Origin of the sequence: Rothia nasimurium, from assembly GCF_928382285.1 — a bacterium.
GTDB lineage: Bacteria > Actinomycetota > Actinomycetes > Actinomycetales > Micrococcaceae > Rothia > Rothia nasimurium_E.
In genome coordinates this window covers 173,211-190,096 of the sequence record NZ_CAKMSS010000002.1, presented here as the reverse complement: position 1 = coordinate 190,096, position 16,886 = coordinate 173,211, and the positions used below count along the sequence as shown (strand labels likewise).

Here is a 16,886-nt window from a genome sequence, read left to right as displayed (position 1 = left end):
GTGTTTTGGGGGTTCGTCCAACGCACTACTTTCTATGACATCTCACTGTGAGGCTGTCTGGCAGAAATAGGCTGGCATTTCGCAGGGGGTGAAAGGGAGCCCACTGAGTAAACCGCTCGATATTCGCTAGAATTGACCACTATGGAAGCCCCTTCTAGTTTCTGCGCATCTTCGCAGCCCTCACGAGCGCTTTGGCGCACATTATTCTTTAACCCAACCGCGGGCGTCCGCACCTCTGGCAACCAGCGCCCAGCCCAGCAGGCGGTGAGAGCCTAAACCATGGAATGGCTCCTGCTTCTCATCGGTTTTGCCCTGATTCTGGGTACCGGCTTCTTCGTGTCCGTAGAATTTTCGCTGGTAGCCCTTGATCAGTCCAAGGTCCAGCAAGAAATTGATAGGGGAGACGCCGCAGGTGAACGAGTGCTCGCCTGCCTCAAATCCCTCTCAACCCAGCTATCAAGCTGCCAGCTGGGTATCACCATCACCACCCTACTTACCGGTTACACCCTCGACAGCGGTATCAACGCCCTAGCCGGCGACACCATCGCGTCCTGGGGGCTGGCCCCCTCTGTGGCCTCGGCGCTCACCCTGATTTTCTCTATGGGTATTGCAACCCTGCTCTCCATGATTATCGGCGAGCTGGTGCCCAAGAACCTGGCGATTGCCGAGCCCTACCGCGTGGCCCGAACCCTGGCCCCGGCCCAGCTGCTCTTCACTAAGGTGATGGGCCCCATCGTCCGCACCGCTAACGGATCAGCAAACTGGGTACTCCACCGCTTCGGCATGGAAGCTAAGGAAGAACTCTCGGCAGCCCGTTCACCCGAAGAGCTTTCTTCAATGGTGCGCCGCTCAGCCGACCTGGGCACCCTAGACTCCGATACCGCCCGCTTCGTCGATAAGACCCTCTCCTTCGCCGAACTCACCGCAGCCGACGTCATGACCCCGCGCCGCAAGGTCATCATGCTCGAAGATACAGCCCCTGTCAGCGACGTCATCGAGCTGGCCCGCACCACCGGCCACTCCCGCTTCCCCCTCTACCGGGAAGACCAGGACAACATCGTGGGCGTCGTGCACGTGAAGAAAGCTGTGGGCCTTCCCCTCGATAAGCGCGACACGCTGGAAGCCGGAACGCTCATGGAGGACGTGCTGCAGGTGCCCGAAACCGTGCACCTGGACTCCCTGCTCATGCAGCTACGAGAGGGCGCCCTACAGCTTGCCGTGGTGCTCGACGAATACGGCGGCACGGCCGGCATCACCACCCTTGAAGACCTGGTTGAAGAAATCGTCGGTGAAGTCTCCGACGAACACGACACCAACTCCTTCGACGAACGCCCCCTGCGCGTGGGCAACGGCGACTACATCTTCTCGGGCCTGCTCCGCCCCGACGAGGTCAAGGACTACATCGGCACCCTCGATGTGGATGATGACCCCGCCTACGAAACCATGGGCGGCTTCATGATGGACCACCTGGGCCGAGTTCCCGAAACCGGCGACGTGGTGCCCGTTGAGGGCGGACGCCTGCGCGTAGAAAAGATGGAACAGCGCCGGGTTGACCGCATCCGCTTTATTCCCGAAGCCCTCACCACAGATGACCTCGCCGCTCGAAAGGAGGGGGCCCGATGAACGACTGGGTAGCTATCGCCCTGCTCTTTGTGCTCCTTGCCGGTAACGCCTTTTTCGTGGCCGGTGAGTTCGCCATTATGTCGACCCGCCGCTCCCAGATTGAGCCGCTGGCTGAGACCGGTAATAAGCGCGCGGTCACCGTACTTTATGCGCTGGAGAACGTCTCGCTCATGCTGGCTACCTGCCAGCTGGGTATTACCGTCTGCTCCCTGCTGATTCTGAATGTTTCAGAGCCCGCCCTGCACCACCTGGTGTCTGCACCCCTGGAAAGCTGGGGCATCCCTTACGAGGTGGCTAGCGCTGTAGGCTTTGCATTCGCGCTGATCCTGGTGACCTACCTGCACGTTATCTTCGGCGAGATGGTGCCTAAGAATATGGCGGTATCGCTGGCTGCCCAGGGCGTTGCCCTGTGGATTGCCCCGCCCCTGGTCACGGTCTCGCGGGTGCTCAAGCCCCTGGTGGGCTTCCTCAACTGGATTGCCGACCATACCCTGCGCCTGATGAAGGTGGAACCTAAGGCCGAGGTTGCCTCAACCTTCACCCTTGATGAGCTTCAAAGCATTGTGGCTCAATCAACCGCAGAGGGAACCGTGGACGACGGCTCCGGCGTGCTGTCTGGCGCCCTGGAATTCAGCTCGAAGACCGTTGCTGAGATTATGGTGCCCGGTGACCAGCTGGTTACCATGAACTTCCCCTGTACGCCCGCTGAGCTGGAAAAGGCTGTTGCCCACACCGGCTACTCCCGCTTCGTGATGAAGGACGAGCAAGACGGCACCTACATGGGTTACCTGCACATCAAGGACGCCCTGGTCTACGAAGCTGACCGTATGGACCAGCCTATTGCCTGGTCTAAGCTACGTCAGATGTCGATCGTCAAGCCCGAAACCGAAATCGATGAGGCTCTTGCCACCATGCAGCGAAACCGGGCCCACCTCTCCCACGTGGTCGACGCCCAGGGGCAGAGCGTTGGCGTGCTCTTCTTGGAAGACATCCTCGAAGAGCTGGTGGGGGAAATTAAGGACACTACCCAGGAGCATGTGCGCCGCCGCGAAGAGGCCGCTTCAAAGCACAGCGCCGACTAGTTTCCTCTAGCTAGCTACCGGTTTCTGCCGGTGCGCGGACGCCCGCCCCGTCTTTCCTGCCCCGTGGCAGGGAAGGTAGGGCGGGCGTCCTTATATTCCTAGCGGGGCGCGGGTGTGATGCGGTGTACGTACTTTTTATTTGCGAACCGTTCGCAGAAAGGAGTAGGCTGGCAGAAGCCCTATCCCTTACTCCGTACCAAAGGACAGCGCCATGCGAAAGATTTTCCCCACCGTCTCATTGCTTGCCGTATCGGCGCTGGCCCTCTCTGCCTGCGGGTCAAGCGGGACGAGCGCGTCCTCGTCTTCAAACGATGGAACCCTGCAGGTCGTCACCACCACCGATGTCTATGCCGATGTGGTAGCGGCAGTCGGCGGCGATAAAGTAGAGGTCACCCCGCTCATTGCCTCAACCGCTGTGGACCCCCACTCCTACGAAGCCACCAGCCAGGACCGCCTGACCGTGAAAGACGCTGACCTGGTTGTCGTCAACGGCGGCGGCTACGATACCTTCCTCACCGAAATGGCCGGCACCGATAACCCCGACCAGATTGTGGTGAACGCGGTAGAACTCTCGGGCCTCTTTAGCGCCGACGACCTGGCCCACATGGCAGAAGAGCACAGCACCACCGGTGAAGACCACTCTGACCACGTGCACTCCTACAACGAGCATGTCTGGTACGACCTGGACACCATGAAGAAGGTAGCTGACCAGGTAGCAGCCGACCTGGCTGAGCTCGACCCCGCCAACGCGGATGCCTACACCAGCGCAGCTGCAGCCTTCTCCACCGACGCTGACCAGCTCCTTGACCGTCTCAAGGCTATCGACACCGAAGAGCGTACCTACCTGGCGACCGAGCCTGTCTCGGGCTACATGCTGGAGGACGCCGGCTTCACCGACTCCACCCCGGCAGATTTGATCGCAGCGGTCGATAGCGAAAGCGACATCGCCCCCCTGACCCTGCAGGAAGCCAAAGACGCCCTCACCGGCGGCAGCATCGACCTGCTGGCCTTCAACGAGCAGACCCAGACCGCCCAGACCACCGAAATCTATACCTTCGCCCAGGAAGCCGGAGTTGCCAGTGTCTCCTTCACCGAGACCCTGCCCGAGAACACCGGCTACATGGACTGGATGACCCAGAACATCGACAACCTAGAAAAGGCAGTAGCATAAAGCCTATGGCTCACTCTTCTACCCAGCTCGCCCCCGCCCTTACGGTGACCGGGGGCGGGCTTTCCTTTGGCCACCGTACCCTGTGGCAGGACCTCAACCTCACCGTGGAACAGGGCGAATATTTTGCCGTCCTGGGCCCTAACGGTTCGGGAAAATCGACCTTTATCAAGGTCATCTTGGGTCTGACCCAGCTGAGCGCCGGCAAAATTTCGGTTCTGGGTGCCCCTGCCCGCCTGGGGAACCCCGGCGTCGGCTACATTCCCCAGCAGAAGGCAATTGGTACCGAGATGCCCCTGCGGGCCCGCGATTTTGTGGGGCTGGGGGTGGACGGCCACCGCTGGGGCTTCCGCGTGAAGAACCGGGCCTACCGGGAGAAGGTTGATTCCCTGCTCGATGCGGTTGGTGCCAGCGACTACGCTAATGTGCCGGTGGGGCTTCTGTCGGGCGGCGAGCAGCAGCGCCTGCGTATCGCCCAGGCCCTTGCCAATGACCCCAAGATTATCCTGGCAGATGAGGCCCTGCTTTCTTTGGACCTCAACCACCAGTACGCCGTCTCAGACCTGATTCACCGCTACAACCGGGATCACGGAGCTACGGTCGTTTTCGTGACCCACGAGATCAACCCCATCATTGACCATGTAGACCGCCTGCTCTACCTTGCGGGCGGACGCTTCACCGTGGGGTCGGTGGAGCAGGTCATGCGCAGCGAAGTGCTCACCGACCTCTACCAGACTCCGGTATCGGTGATACAGACTAACGGCCGCTACGTGGTGGTGGGCGGCGAACACGGGGAGCACCACTGCGCCCTAGAAACCGACCACCCCCAGCTACTTGCACCCGCGAAAGGGGTAGATAACCGATGACTTTTGCGGACTTTATGGGCAAGGTCTTTGTCTTTGACCGCTACGGTGAGCTGGTGGCCCTGCTGAGCCAGTCCATTATCGCCGGGGCAATCTTGGGTGTGATCGGCGGCTTTGTAGGGCTCTTTGTGATGCTCCGCCGTCACGCTTTTGCGGTGCACGCCATCGCCGAGATGTCTTTTGCCGGTGCTGCCCTCTTTCTGCTCCTGGGCTATAACGTGGTCACCGGTTCCCTGGTGGGCTCCATTATCTCTGCCCTGCTGATTGCCCTGATGGGCGCCCGGGCCCACGAAAATGATTCAATCATCGGTGCCCTGATGCCCTTTGGGCTGGGGCTGGGAATCCTCTTCCTCTCCCTCTACTCAGGTAGGGCAGCGAACAAGTTCTCGCTGCTAACAGGCCAGATTGTTTCGGTTGACTCTGCCCAGCTGACCTCTATGATCATCGGCGGGGTGGTGATTATTGCGGCTCTGGCTATCATGTGGCGGCCGCTCATGTTCGCCTCGCTTGACCCGGTGGTTGCCTCAGCCAAGGGAGTGCCGCTGAAGGCCCTGTCGATTGCTTTTATGATTGTTCTGGGTATTGCCACCGCCCTGTCGGTGCAGGTGGTGGGCTCCCTGCTGGTTCTTGCCCTGCTGATTACCCCGGCAGCGGCAGCCCTGCAAATCACAGCCTCACCCCTGCGTGCCCTGATTCTTTCAGTGCTCTTTGCAGAAACAGCCATGGTGGGCGGTATTCTTCTGGCTCTGGCAGGCTCCCTGCCGATCAGCCCCTACGTGACCACCCTGTCCTTCCTCATCTTCGTGGTCTGCCGCCTGGTACGAGCCGTCCGCCAGCGCTACTCAGCATCGGGGCGCGTCCGCTCATCTGCAGCCGCAGCAGCGCCTAGCCCCGCTGGTGGGCAGAGCAGTTAGCGCAGACCCCGGTAATCTCAATGACGTGCTTGACCTCGGTATAGCCGTTCTTTGCCGCAATCGCCAGGGCTAGCTCTTCAAGCTCAGGAATCTCAAATTCCCGGGCAGCCCCACAGATACGGCAGAGCAGGTGATGGTGGTGGTGCTCAGAGTCGCAGCGGCGGTAGATAGCTTCGCCGTCCTCGGTCTTGAGGGCCTCTACCTCACCGGTGCCCACCATGGACTGCAAGAGACGATAAGTGGTTGCCAGCGACACCTTATCGCCGCGCGAGAGCATGAGCTGGTGCAGGTCTTGAGCAGAAATAAAGTCTTCGAGGGTTTCGAGGGTTGCGGTGACTGCCCGGCGCTGTTTAGTGTTGCGAATTTCGGTGGGCTTGCTGGCTGACGACGCTGAGTTGGTGTTCACGGGTCATTCCCTCGTCTAAAATCGGTCTCTCTCTGTGCCTACTGTACACCAGGTTTCCCGGGGCAGAAACGGCCCTCGCGCGGGGCGAAAAACAACGTTTTCAGGTAACAGCGTATGTGTTCAGCAGAAAGAAACCGTCAGCTCCAACTAGTCTGACTGTGGTGGGAGCTACTAGGGTGGTAGGTATGAAACTTACGAAATACACTCACTCCTGCGTCAGGCTCGAAAAGGACGGCGCCGTGCTGGTGCTCGACCCCGGAAACTTCTCCGAGGTCGAGCAGGCGCTGGACGGGGCCCACCATATTCTGGTCACCCACGTGCACCCCGATCACTTCGACGAGGGTAAAGTGGTTGCCTTTCTGCGAGAGAACCCGCAGGTCACCATTCACGCTCCCGCCGCTGTCATTGATACCGTTCTTGCGGCCCTGCCCGAGGCCCTTGCAAAGTCGGTGGAAGCTGACGGGGAGCTGGCCCTCTCGTCCTTCTCTATCAAAACCTTCGGCGGTAACCACGCGGTGATCCACCCCCTGCTACCGGTGATCGATAACGTGGGATACCTGATTGACGATAACCTCTTCCACCCAGGGGATTCTTTTGTGGTACCCCACGGCATTGAGGTGGGTACTCTGCTGGTGCCGATTCATGCCCCCTGGAACAAGATTCAGGAGGTCATTGACTTCATTATCGCTGTGCGCGCTCCGCGGGCCTTCCAGATTCATGATTCACTGCTTGCCGAAAACGGTCGAAACATGATTGTTGGCCACGCAACCAACTTTGGTCAGAAGTACGGCACCACCTTTGAGTACCTGGCCCCCGGCCAGTCTGTAGAGATTTAGGAGTAAGCCCCATGAGCACTGTTTTTACCAAGATTATTAACCGAGAACTGCCCGGCCGTTTTATCTGGGAGGACGAGCAGGTAGTTGCCTTCTTGACCATCGAGCCTTTCCAGTATGGCCATACTCTGGTGGTTCCCAAGGCTGAGATTGACCACTGGGTTGACCTGCCCGAGGAGCTCTCTGCCCACCTCTTTGACGTGGCTCAGAAGGTATCGAAGGGTCTGATGAAGGCTTTTGACCCCACCCGCGTGGGCATGATTATTGCCGGTTTTGATGTGCCCCATACCCATATTCATGTGTGGCCCGCTGTTGACCAGAGCGAGTTCACCTTCGAGCAGGCTAACCGTAACCCCGATGCAGCTGCCATGGATGAGGCTGCTGAAAAGCTGAGGGCAGCCCTGACCGAGCTGGGCTACGGCGACTCGGTAGCTTCCTAGCCCTCCGCCGGTTCTATCCAAGGGGACCGCAAAACTTAAAAAGGACCGCAAATTATGTGGTCCTTTTTAAGTTTTGCGGTCCCCTTTGGTGAGAGGACGGGCGGGCCTAGGCGTTCTTGATGGCATCCATGGCCTCGCGCAGGGCCTTACCCACCCGCTTTTCACTGACGGTGTAGGCCGTGCCCAGCTCCTGGGCGAAGAAGCTCACCCGAAGCTCTTCAATCATCCAGCCCACCTGCTCTAACTCGGGAGTTGGGCTCACGCCACCGGGCAGGGACTGCACGGCCTTATCGTAGGCATCCTCAAGTTCCTGCACGGTCAGCATGAGCTGGTTATCCCGGTTGACGTTGGGCCCCAGCTTCTCAATGCGCTTGGAGATCGCCTTGAGGTAGCGGGGCAGATGGTGTAGCTGAACCGCACCGGTCTCGGTGACAAACCCCGGGTAGACCAGGTTCTCCAGCTGGCTCTTCATGTCGCTCATGGCGTGAATGACAGCAAGCGAGGTGGACTTCTTAATGAGCTTCTGCACCTTAGCTGTTTCCGACAGGATATCGGCAACCAGCTTGGTCATCACGAAGACCGTGTCAATGAGATCAGCTCGCACGCTATTGAACAGGGCAGTGTACTCCGCCCTGGTAAAAGGTGGGATAGCGGGTACCAGCTGGTCAATAGCGGCTACCGTGCAGTCACTAATGAGGGCGTCAATTGACCCGTGGGGGTTCTGCGTAAACACCAGTTTTTCGCGGTTGTTCAGGTGCTCAGAGACGTAGCGCTCGGGCGAGGGAGTATTGAGTTTGAGCAGGCGAATCACGCCCCCGCGCTGGGCCCGGGTAGCTTCAGCCTCGGTGGGGAAGATCCGCACAGCAACGGACGCCCCCTCATCAACTAGAGCCGGGTAGCCTGCTACCGTCTGGGTTGCAATGACGCGCTCGACCTTGCGGGGGAGATCCTGCTCCGGCCAGTCGGTTAGGCCCGAGACCTCCCGCACGGCTTTGCTGCCCGGCGCCTGTTCCGGGGCGGACGCCTGTGCCCCCTTGGCACCTGCACCCCGGCTCCCAGCCGCGCTGGGAGCTGCAGAGGGTGCAGAGCCGCCGCGGGCGTCCTGACCCTTCTTACCACCAGCGGCCATGGCCGCCATCTTGCCCAGGGTCTCGGGGCTAGCGCCCAGAGAAGCTGCCAGGGCAGAGCGAATCTCGGCGTGCAAAAGACCCTGGAGCTCGACGAGGTCTTTACCCTCACCCAGAATCTTATTCTGGTGGTTGCGCACCTGGAAGGTAAAGCGCAGGTGCTCGGGTACCGCATCCCAGTTGAACTCGGCCGGATCGACCACATGCCCACGCAGGCGGCGCAGCACCAGGGCCAGGGCCTCGGTGAGAGAGTCAGTAGCGGGGGAGTAGTCGGCGTTGAGCTTCTCGACGGCCTGGCGGGCAACGTCCGGTGCCGGAACAAAATTCTTGCGAATCTGCTTGGGCAGGGACTTAATCAGGGCCGTCACCAGTTCCTCCCGCAGACCCGGAATCAGCCACTCAAAAGGAGCCGGTTCAAGCTGCCCTAAGAAGAGCACCGGAACCTGCACCGCGATGCCGTCCGTCTGTGTCTGGGAGGAGCGCACCCCACCAATCTGCACGCTGGGGGCGTACTCGTAGCGCAGGTCAAGGGCCAGCTCCCCGCCGGAGGTGCGGGCAGTCCAGGTGCGGGGGAAGAGGGACTCGTCGTAATCGGCGGCCTCTTCGTCAATCAGGTTTTCGGGGGTGAAATCCAACAGGTGCTCATTGACCCGGCGTTCCTCCTTCCACCAGCGGTCAAAATGGCGTTCAGAGACAACGTGCTCGGGTATGCGGGCGTTGTAGAAGTCGAAGAGGACAGCGTCATCGACCCGCAGGTCGCGGCGGCGCAGACGAGCCTCAAGCTCCTCAACCTCAGCCAGAGCCTTCTGGTTACGGGCAAAGAAGCGGTGGCGGGTCTGCCAATCGCCCTCTACCAGGGCAGACTGAATGAAAATCTCGCGGGCAGCTACCGGGTCAACCCGCCAGTACTGGATACGCCGGTCGGCAATGATGGGCAACCCAAAGAGAGTGACCTTCTCATGGGCCAGCACCGAACCCTGGCGGGCAGACCAGTGAGGGTCAGAATAAGAGTGCTTGAGCAGGGGACCAGCCAACTCTTCCACCCACTCGGGCTCAATCTGCGCATTCACGCGCGCCCACAGGCGGGACGTCTCTACCAGCTCAGCAGATACCAGCCAGACCGGATTCTTCTTAAAGAGGGCAGAGCCGGGGAAAATCGCGAACCGGGTTCCGCGCGCGCCCCGATACTCGTGGCGGTTCTGCTCATCCTGCATACCGATATGCGACAGCAAACCTGAGAGCAGTGACTTGTGCACCTCGGTCTCACTGGCAGCCGGGTCAATATCGCGCCCGCCCTCAACCGTAATACCGGCCGAGCGGCCAATCTCCCGCAGCTGGGCAAAGAGATCCTGCCACTCACGAATACGCAGGAAGTTCAGATACTCCCGGTGGCACATCTTACGGAACTGGCTCGACGACAGCTCTGCCTGCTTCTCATTGATGTACTGCCACAGCAGCAGATAGGAGGTGAAGTCTGACTTCTCATCCTTATAGCGGGCGTGCAGGGAGTCTGCCTCACCCCGGTGCTCGGCGGGGCGCTCGCGGGGGTCCTGAATGGTCAGGGCAGCCGCCAGTACCATGATTTCCTTGGCAACGCCCCGTTTGGAACCCTCCACAATCATGCGGGCTAGGCGGGGGTCAACGGGCAGGGCTGCCATGGCGCGCCCGGCGGCAGTGAGCGGTGAGGACGGACGCCGCCCCCCTCTACCGCGTGCCCCGCGCGTATCGCGGGGGAGGGCGTCCGCCCCATCACGGCCGGGGGTAGCAAGTGCCCCCAGCTCGCGCAGCAGGTTGACGCCGTCGTTGATAGCGCGGGTTTCGGGCGGCTGAACGAAGGGGAACTTCTCAATATCGGCGGGGGACTTGACCACGCCGATAGCGGTCATCTGCAGAATGACCGCGGCCAGGTTGGTGCGGAGAATCTCGGGGTCGGTGAACTCGGCCCGGGCCTGGAAGTCCTCTTCGGAGTAGAGGCGGATAGCGATACCGTCAGAGACACGGCCACAACGGCCCGAACGCTGATTGGCTGAGGCCTGCGAAATACGCTCGATGGGCAGGCGCTGTACCTTTGTCCTCGCGGAGTAGCGCGAGATACGGGCGGTACCGGTATCAATCACGTACTTGATACCGGGCACGGTCAGGGAGGTTTCAGCCACGTTGGTTGCCAGTACGATGCGGGGCCGGCCACCGGGTTTGAAAACCCTGTGCTGCTCAGCCATCGACAGGCGGGCGTAGAGGGGCAGCACCTCGTAGTCGGCCAGGCGGCGGGTGGAACGCACCATATCCTCGATAGCGTCGGCCGCGTCGCGGATTTCGCGCTCGCCCGAGAAGAAAATCAGAATGTCGCCGGGAGCCTCTTCAGAAAGCTCCCGGATGGCGTCAAGTACGCCCTCAATCGGGTCACGGTCGTCGTCCTCGAGGCCGTCACCGGCGTCCGCCTCGTCCTCCCCGCCGTCGCCGGTGCGGGGTTCGCTGAGGGGGCGGTAGCGGATTTCGACGGGGTAGGTGCGGCCGGAGACCTCAATGATGGGCGGGGCATCATCGGGCAGGGTTGCCTCGGCGATTTCTTTTTCTTCGGGGCTGAGGGTCTCGTCGACGATGCCGACACCGGGTACAAAGCTGGGGGAGAAATGGCGGGCGAAACGTTCGGGGTCAATGGTGGCTGAGGTAATGACGATTTTCAGGTCGGGGCGCTGCGGCATAATGCGCTTGAGGTAGCCCAGAATGAAGTCAATGTTGAGGGAACGTTCGTGGGCCTCATCAATGATGATGGCCGAGTACTGGCGTAGCAGCCGGTCGTTTTGAATTTCGGCTAGCAGAATACCGTCGGTCATGAGCTTGATAGCGGAGCCTTCGCCCACCTCTGAGGTGAAGCGCACCTGGTAGCCCACCGTTTCGCCGATTGTCTGCCCCAGTTCTTCTGCGATGCGTTCAGCCACCGATCGGGCGGCCAGACGGCGGGGCTGGGTGTGGCCGATCATGCCCTTTTCCGCCAGCCCCAGTTCAAGGAGCATCTTGGGGAGCTGGGTGGTCTTACCCGAGCCGGTTTCACCCGCAACGATGGTGACCTGGTTGTCGCGGATAGCTGCCATGATGTCGTCCCGGCGGGCAGAGACGGGCAGGCCCTCGGGATAGGTGATTTTTTCGGGAATCAGCGGGGTGTAGGGACGGCGCTGGTTCGGTTTCTTCCCGCCCTGCTTGCCCCGGGGGGCTGAGCTGCGGCCGCGGCGCTGGGAGCGGGCGGGTGCGTCCGCCCCCTCACGAGGGCTGGACGCCTGCTTCCCCCTACCACCGCGCTTTTCGGCGGTCTGGGGTTCGGTGGGCTCGGATGCGCGGACGCCCGCGCCGTGCATAGCAGCGGCGATAGCGGAGAGGGGCTGGGCATGAGTGCGGGAAGAATCTGAACTAGACATACTGCCCTCTATTTTAGGGCAGAGCCGGCACTAACGGTCAGGTTTCACTGGGCGCGTGAAGACTATCGACTATAGTCGACAAAAATATCAAAAAAGAGAAGTTTATCGACTATAGTCGATAAACTTGATGAAAAGGTGTGCTTTATCGACTATAGACGGAGGAACCTGTGGAAAAGACCTTAGACCGACCGCGGTACACTCGGCCGCTCAAGAAGCAGATTGATGTTCCTGTGATTAAGGTGCTGACCGGGGTGCGTCGCTGCGGCAAAACTACCATCATGAATCTGCTGGCTGACCATATACGCCAGCTTCACCCTGGTGCTACTGTACTCACCATAAACTTCGAATCGATCCTGGGCCAGAGCATAGGCACAGCAGACCAGCTGCTTGACTATGTGGTGCGTCAGGCGCCTGATTCCACCCAGCGAATCTATTTTTTCTTCGATGAAATCCAGCAGGTACAGAACTGGGAGAAGGCCGTCAATGCGCTTCGGGTGGACTATAACTGCGATATCTATATCACTGGCTCAAACTCTCAAATGCTGTCTGGTGATCTGGCGACGCACCTGGCTGGGCGTTACGTAGCTTTTAATATTCAGCCCTTTAGCTTCGCAGAGTTTGCTCAGCTTCACGGGGAGAGCGGTAAGAGCCAGCAGGAGCTCTTCAACCTCTACCTGTCTTTCGGTGGGTTCCCCATGCTGAAATACTTCAATTTTGACCGTGACGAGTCCTTGAGATACCTCAGTAGCGTGTACGATACCGCCGTGCTCAGGGATGTTATTGAACACCACCAGATTCGCGACGTTGATATTTTCAACCGGATTCTGAGGTATGCAATCGCAAATATTGGGCGTCCTTTTTCGGCAAACTCACTTGTGAAGTATCTGAAAAGTGAGCACCGCTCGGTCAGTGTAGATACCGTGGTGAACTATCTGGGTTTCTGTGTTGATGCTTTCTTGCTGGCCCGGGTGCCGCGCCAGGACGTCCGCGGTAAAGAAATCCTGAAAGTGCAGGAGAAGTACTATGTAGCCGACCATGGCTTGCGGGAAGCCCTGGGTTTTTCAAATACCACTGATATTGAGCTGGTGTTAGAAAACATTGTGTACCGGGAGCTGGTGTCACGAGGGTATACGGTGACCGTTGGGCGCGTTGGTGACCTCGAAATTGATTTTGTGGCGGAGCGGTTTGGCGCGGTTGAGTATTACCAGGTCTCCTACGTGATGGCTGAGGAGAAGACCCGGGAGCGGGAGTTTGGTGCTCTTGAGGCGGTGCCTGATAACCACCCAAAGTTTGTGCTGACCCTAGATTCCATTGATTTCAGCCGGAACGGTATTGTCCATAAGAACCTGGTGGACTTTTTGCTTGAGAACGAAGAGTAGAGGACGAGGACGCCCCGCCCTCCTGCCCTGGGGCAGGGGAGCGGGGCGTGGGCGTCCTGACAGAAAATTTAGAGGCTGGCCGCGACGGGCAGGACGAGCTCCATCATGTCGGTGAAAGCGGTCTGACGCTGCTCGGCGGTAGTCTCAACACCCTTGAAGAGGTGGTCTGAGACGGTGAAAACAGAGAGGGCCTGCACACCGGCGGCGGCAGCCACAGCGTAGATACCGGCGGTTTCCATCTCAACAGCCAGCACACCCATCTCAGCCCACTTAGAGGCGTCGGAGAAATCAGAGCGGTAGAAAACGTCAGAAGACAGCACGTTACCCACGTTGAGGGTCTTGCCCTGGGCCTCGGCCTCCTTGGCCACAGCCGACAGCAGGGGCCAGGACGCGGTGGGGGCAAAGGTGCCGGGGAGCTTGTAGTGGTGCATGAAGTTAGAATCGGTCGAAGCTGCTGAGGCCACAACCAGATCGAAAAGGTCAAGGCCCTCAGCCATGCCACCGCAGGTGCCGATACGGATCAGGTTCTTCACGCCAAAGGTGTGAATGAGTTCGTGGGCGTAGAGGCTGGCCGAAGGGATGCCCATACCGGTGCCCATAACCGAAATGCGCTGGCCCTTGTAGTCGCCGGTGAAGCCGAACATGTTGCGTACGGTGTTGAACTGCACGACGTTCTCAAGGTAGGTATCGGCAATGAACTTGGCGCGCAGCGGGTCGCCGGGCAGCAGGATGGTTTCGGCAATTTCAGCGCCGTTCGGAGCAATGTGCGGGGTATTGACGGCTTCTGCCATGTCACTCTCATTTCTGGTGCGAAAGGGTGGGGTTTTCGCCCCTAGTCTACCCGGCTTCATATAAGCAACCCTGCTTAGTAATTTGGTAGGCTGGGAAGGAATGCCGAAAGGAGTATTCAATGAAGAAAGCACTCTACCTCACCCTGGTCGCTGCTTTTGGTGCCTCAATCAGCGGCGTCATCGGTCTGTTGCGGGCCTTCGCGCTCCCAGAGCAAGAACTGACGCCCTATCTTATCGGTATGACGATTGGGGCAGTTGCCCTGACTTTCATCAGCCTAGCTGCCCTGCGCTTCCCCGGTCCCGACCTTCACCTAATCTACCGTCGACAGTTTACGGCTCGCCCCTCCGGGGCCTTCCTGCTGGGCGCGGTGTTCGGGCTAGGAATAGGCCTACCCCGTATCGACCCGCAGGACTTTATCTTCGATGCTATCTTTTCTATCATTTTTGCCCTGGTTATCGGCGTGATAGTAGCAATCTGGGTTGCCTTCCGTCGGCCCGACCCTGACCTAAACTAGGCACATGGAGCTACGCTACTGGGCACTCACTGACGCCCCTGACCTTTACTCGATTCACCGCACATCATCAGGCCTGGAGCGGCAGATGCCAGCCCTCGCCAGCGAAGAAGACGCCCGGAACCTCATCGAAACCAGCTACCTACCGGCTGAAAACCGGGCTATTTTCTGCCTCAGTGACAAAGGGCGGCCCGCAGGGCTCATCGGGCTGAACTTTACGGCCCGCAGTGATACCGGAGCCTGGGATAGGGCCTGGGTCTACTACTGGATATCCGACCCTTATCGCGGGCGGGGCTACACAAAAGCGGCTCTCACGGCGGTGTGCGCCTGGGCCCTGGGCGAGCCCAACCCCGCACCAAACCAACCTACCCTCAATACCGGCCTACTAGCGTCCTTGCCCTCACCCCGCCTCCGCCGCCTAGAGCTGGGCTACCGCGCCAACAACCCCGCTAGCGGAGCCGTTGCTGCCGCAGCCGGGTTCCAGATTGAAGGAATTGAGCGGGAGAAATTCCTCTACGCCGGGCAGACCTACGACGCGGTGATAGCCGCTAGGCTCCGCAAGGACGGACGCACCCCGGCCAGCCTGAGCCGCCAGGAGGCAGTTTCCCGCCCCGGCTTCCATCACGTTGAACTCTGGACCGAATCCCTGGCAACAGCCCTACCATCCTGGGTTTGGCTCACCCAGCAACTAGGGTGGACGCCCTACCAGAAGTGGCCCGGCGGAATCTCCTGGCAGGCCCATGATGGCTCCTACCTCGTCCTCGAAGAATCCCCCGATACCACCGGCCCCCATAACCGCACCCACGCCGGTCTCAACCACCTGGCCTTCACAGTGCCGTCCCCGGCCTTGCTCGATAAGCTCCGTAGCGAGGCTACCAGCCACGGCTGGAGTGAACTCTTCACAGACCGATATCCGCATGCAGGCGGCCCCGACCACTACGCCCTTTACCTTGAAAACAAGCAGGGGTTTGAAGTGGAACTCGTTGCCCCAAACTAACCCGCACTTAGTCTGAAAACCCCGCAACTAGTTGCGGGTAAAACAGAACAAATGCGGGGAAGAAGGCGGACGCCGGGCACAAATAGAAAAGACCTGCCAGCGCTTCGCGCATTCTGGCTCCGCTTGTTTTAGCCGGCTAAAAGGCCCCACTGGGGCCTTTCTTCACGCCGGGCACAAAAAGAGAAGGTATGCCAGCGCTTCGCGCATTCTGGCATACCTTCTCTTTTTGTGCCCTCGAAAGGATTCGAACCTTCGACACCCAGCTCCGGAAACTGGTGCTCTATCCACTGAGCTACGAGGGCAACACTGAACCTTCACAATAGATAGTGAAACTCAGACCTGATTACTCTATCAGAAACCCCGCCCCACAACACAAACGGATTACAGTAGGAACAAAGACCAGCGCACCGAAGGGCTGAATCAATGACCACATTCACCGGCAACTACGCGGGAACCAACCACCCCTCCCAGACCTTTGACTTCTACCCGCCCAGCGCACCCACCGGTGAACACCACCCCGTGCCCCTACTCATCTACGTCCACGGCGGAGCCTGGCGATTCGGCGATAAATCCTCCTTCCTGCTAGCTGATAACGGTCTACACCGCGTCCGCGAACGCTTCGCCCACGCCGGCTACGCCACAGCCTCCATCAACTACCGGCTCAGCCACGAGGCCCTCTTCCCCGCCCAAATCAACGACCTCAAAACAGCCATCCGCTACTTCAAAACCAGGGCCGAAGACTTCGGAATCGACCCCAACCGTATCGTCCTCGCAGGTGGGTCAGCGGGCGGGCACCTGGTCCAACTGGCCGCCGCCACAGGCCACCTGAACGAGCCCTACCTCGAAGGCCTCTCAGCCAGCGCGCTCGCTGCCCGCACCATCGCAGGTGAGTCGGATTCGTCCGTCCTCTGTGCCGTCTCAATCTACGGGGTCAGCGACCTGCGCACCATCTTCGACGACCGCGTGGCCTGGGGCTTCCCCTACGACCACCCCGAGGACGACGGCGCCGAATGGCGGCTACTCGGCTCCACCTACCCCGCCCCGGCAGGTAGCCCAGCAGAGATCAACTGGGCCAAAGCCCACCCCATCGACTACGTACAAGAAGCCCAGAGAACCGGCGAACGTACCCACGCCCCGGTCTACTACATCCACGGCACCGCAGACACCTGCGTCCCGCCCAACCAGTCCGTCGAGGCCCACCGCGCCCTCTCAGCCGCCGGAATACCCACCGAACTGACCCTCATCGGGGGAGCAGAGCACTCAGACCCAGCCATCTATGCCAGCGAGAGCACCTGGGAACATATCATTCGCTGGGTAGGTCTACAGCTCACCCTGTAG

Annotated in this window: 14 protein-coding genes and 1 tRNA gene; 11 read left to right on the top strand and 4 right to left on the bottom strand. The window is 60.0% G+C overall.

All coding sequences use genetic code 11. The features are described 5' to 3' along the window. The first annotated feature begins 279 nt into the window (after positions 1–279). The 5 genes from L6758_RS03760 to L6758_RS03740 all read left to right on the top strand — a co-directional run bounded on the left by L6758_RS03760 (position 280) and on the right by L6758_RS03740 (position 5,650). Positions 280–1,623: a hemolysin family protein gene (locus L6758_RS03760; RefSeq protein ID WP_237204545.1), complete on the top strand. Its 1,344-nt coding sequence runs from the start codon at positions 280–282 to the stop codon at positions 1,621–1,623. Then, positions 1,620–2,705, top strand: coding sequence for a hemolysin family protein (locus L6758_RS03755; RefSeq protein ID WP_237185839.1), 1,086 nt, complete (start codon positions 1,620–1,622; stop codon positions 2,703–2,705). Before L6758_RS03760 ends, L6758_RS03755 begins: the two co-directional genes overlap by 4 nt. A gap of 211 nt (positions 2,706–2,916) precedes the next feature. Beyond that, complete coding sequence (locus tag L6758_RS03750) at positions 2,917–3,876, top strand: metal ABC transporter solute-binding protein, Zn/Mn family (protein ID WP_237204544.1); 960 nt, start codon at positions 2,917–2,919, stop codon at positions 3,874–3,876. 5 nt (positions 3,877–3,881) lie between these two features. Then, a complete protein-coding gene (locus L6758_RS03745; RefSeq protein WP_237204543.1) occupies positions 3,882–4,739 on the top strand; it encodes a metal ABC transporter ATP-binding protein in 858 nt (285 codons plus the stop codon). After that, a complete protein-coding gene (locus L6758_RS03740) occupies positions 4,736–5,650 on the top strand; it encodes a metal ABC transporter permease (protein ID WP_237204542.1) in 915 nt (304 codons plus the stop codon). The genes L6758_RS03745 and L6758_RS03740 overlap by 4 nt, the downstream gene beginning before the upstream one ends. Here the strand turns inward: L6758_RS03740 and L6758_RS03735 are convergent. Next, positions 5,622–6,056 carry a Fur family transcriptional regulator gene (locus L6758_RS03735; protein ID WP_237194362.1) on the bottom strand — a complete coding sequence of 145 codons (435 nt, stop codon included), beginning with the start codon at positions 6,054–6,056 and terminating at the stop codon, positions 5,622–5,624. The genes L6758_RS03740 and L6758_RS03735 overlap by 29 nt on opposite strands. A gap of 185 nt (positions 6,057–6,241) precedes the next feature. Between L6758_RS03735 and L6758_RS03730 the strand changes: the two genes are divergently transcribed. Together L6758_RS03730 and L6758_RS03725 are read left to right on the top strand one after the other, a co-directional pair. Then, a complete protein-coding gene (locus L6758_RS03730; protein WP_237204541.1) occupies positions 6,242–6,892 on the top strand; it encodes an MBL fold metallo-hydrolase in 651 nt (216 codons plus the stop codon). Positions 6,893–6,903: 11 nt separating this feature from the next. Beyond that, complete coding sequence (locus tag L6758_RS03725; protein ID WP_237204540.1) at positions 6,904–7,329, top strand: HIT family protein; 426 nt, start codon at positions 6,904–6,906, stop codon at positions 7,327–7,329. A 106-nt stretch (positions 7,330–7,435) separates the two neighbouring features. Here L6758_RS03725 and hrpA read toward each other — a convergent pair whose 3' ends face one another. After that, positions 7,436–11,869, bottom strand: coding sequence for an ATP-dependent RNA helicase HrpA (gene hrpA, locus L6758_RS03720; protein WP_237204539.1), 4,434 nt, complete (start codon positions 11,867–11,869; stop codon positions 7,436–7,438). A 167-nt stretch (positions 11,870–12,036) separates the two neighbouring features. Between hrpA and L6758_RS03715 the strand changes: the two genes are divergently transcribed. Continuing rightward, positions 12,037–13,248 (top strand): ATP-binding protein, encoded by a 1,212-nt coding sequence (locus L6758_RS03715; RefSeq protein WP_237194347.1) that lies wholly within the window; start codon positions 12,037–12,039, stop codon positions 13,246–13,248. Positions 13,249–13,316: 68 nt separating this feature from the next. On the opposite strand, the gene deoD is transcribed toward L6758_RS03715, so the two are convergent. After that, on the bottom strand, positions 13,317–14,039 hold the full coding sequence (deoD, locus tag L6758_RS03710; protein ID WP_237185850.1) for a purine-nucleoside phosphorylase: 723 nt from the start codon (positions 14,037–14,039) through the stop codon (positions 13,317–13,319). A 119-nt stretch (positions 14,040–14,158) separates the two neighbouring features. Between deoD and L6758_RS03705 the strand changes: the two genes are divergently transcribed. Both L6758_RS03705 and L6758_RS11050 read left to right on the top strand, forming a co-directional pair. After that, positions 14,159–14,554, top strand: a complete 396-nt coding sequence (locus tag L6758_RS03705; protein WP_237204538.1) for a hypothetical protein — start codon at positions 14,159–14,161, stop codon at positions 14,552–14,554. A 4-nt stretch (positions 14,555–14,558) separates the two neighbouring features. Then, on the top strand, positions 14,559–15,548 hold the full coding sequence (locus L6758_RS11050) for a GNAT family N-acetyltransferase (protein WP_336603548.1): 990 nt from the start codon (positions 14,559–14,561) through the stop codon (positions 15,546–15,548). A gap of 229 nt (positions 15,549–15,777) precedes the next feature. On the opposite strand, the gene L6758_RS03690 is transcribed toward L6758_RS11050, so the two are convergent. Then, a tRNA-Arg gene (locus tag L6758_RS03690) sits at positions 15,778–15,850 on the bottom strand. A gap of 121 nt (positions 15,851–15,971) precedes the next feature. Here L6758_RS03690 and L6758_RS03685 point away from each other — a divergent pair. After that, positions 15,972–16,886, top strand: a complete 915-nt coding sequence (locus L6758_RS03685) for an alpha/beta hydrolase (RefSeq protein ID WP_237204537.1) — start codon at positions 15,972–15,974, stop codon at positions 16,884–16,886.

Excerpts from the sequence above, each read along its gene's own strand:
- L6758_RS03760 (WP_237204545.1), top strand. The coding sequence starts at position 280 with ATGGAATGGCTCCTGCTTCTCATCGGTTTTGCCCTGATTCTGGGTACC.
- L6758_RS03755 (WP_237185839.1), top strand. The coding sequence starts at position 1,620 with ATGAACGACTGGGTAGCTATCGCCCTGCTCTTTGTGCTCCTTGCCGGT.
- L6758_RS03750 (WP_237204544.1), top strand. The coding sequence starts at position 2,917 with ATGCGAAAGATTTTCCCCACCGTCTCATTGCTTGCCGTATCGGCGCTG.
- L6758_RS03745 (WP_237204543.1), top strand. The coding sequence starts at position 3,882 with ATGGCTCACTCTTCTACCCAGCTCGCCCCCGCCCTTACGGTGACCGGG.
- L6758_RS03740 (WP_237204542.1), top strand. The coding sequence starts at position 4,736 with ATGACTTTTGCGGACTTTATGGGCAAGGTCTTTGTCTTTGACCGCTAC.
- L6758_RS03730 (WP_237204541.1), top strand. The coding sequence starts at position 6,242 with ATGAAACTTACGAAATACACTCACTCCTGCGTCAGGCTCGAAAAGGAC.
- L6758_RS03725 (WP_237204540.1), top strand. The coding sequence starts at position 6,904 with ATGAGCACTGTTTTTACCAAGATTATTAACCGAGAACTGCCCGGCCGT.
- hrpA (WP_237204539.1), bottom strand. The coding sequence starts at position 11,869 with ATGTCTAGTTCAGATTCTTCCCGCACTCATGCCCAGCCCCTCTCCGCT.
- deoD (WP_237185850.1), bottom strand. The coding sequence starts at position 14,039 with ATGGCAGAAGCCGTCAATACCCCGCACATTGCTCCGAACGGCGCTGAA.
- L6758_RS03705 (WP_237204538.1), top strand. The coding sequence starts at position 14,159 with ATGAAGAAAGCACTCTACCTCACCCTGGTCGCTGCTTTTGGTGCCTCA.
- L6758_RS11050 (WP_336603548.1), top strand. The coding sequence starts at position 14,559 with ATGGAGCTACGCTACTGGGCACTCACTGACGCCCCTGACCTTTACTCG.
- L6758_RS03685 (WP_237204537.1), top strand. The coding sequence starts at position 15,972 with ATGACCACATTCACCGGCAACTACGCGGGAACCAACCACCCCTCCCAG.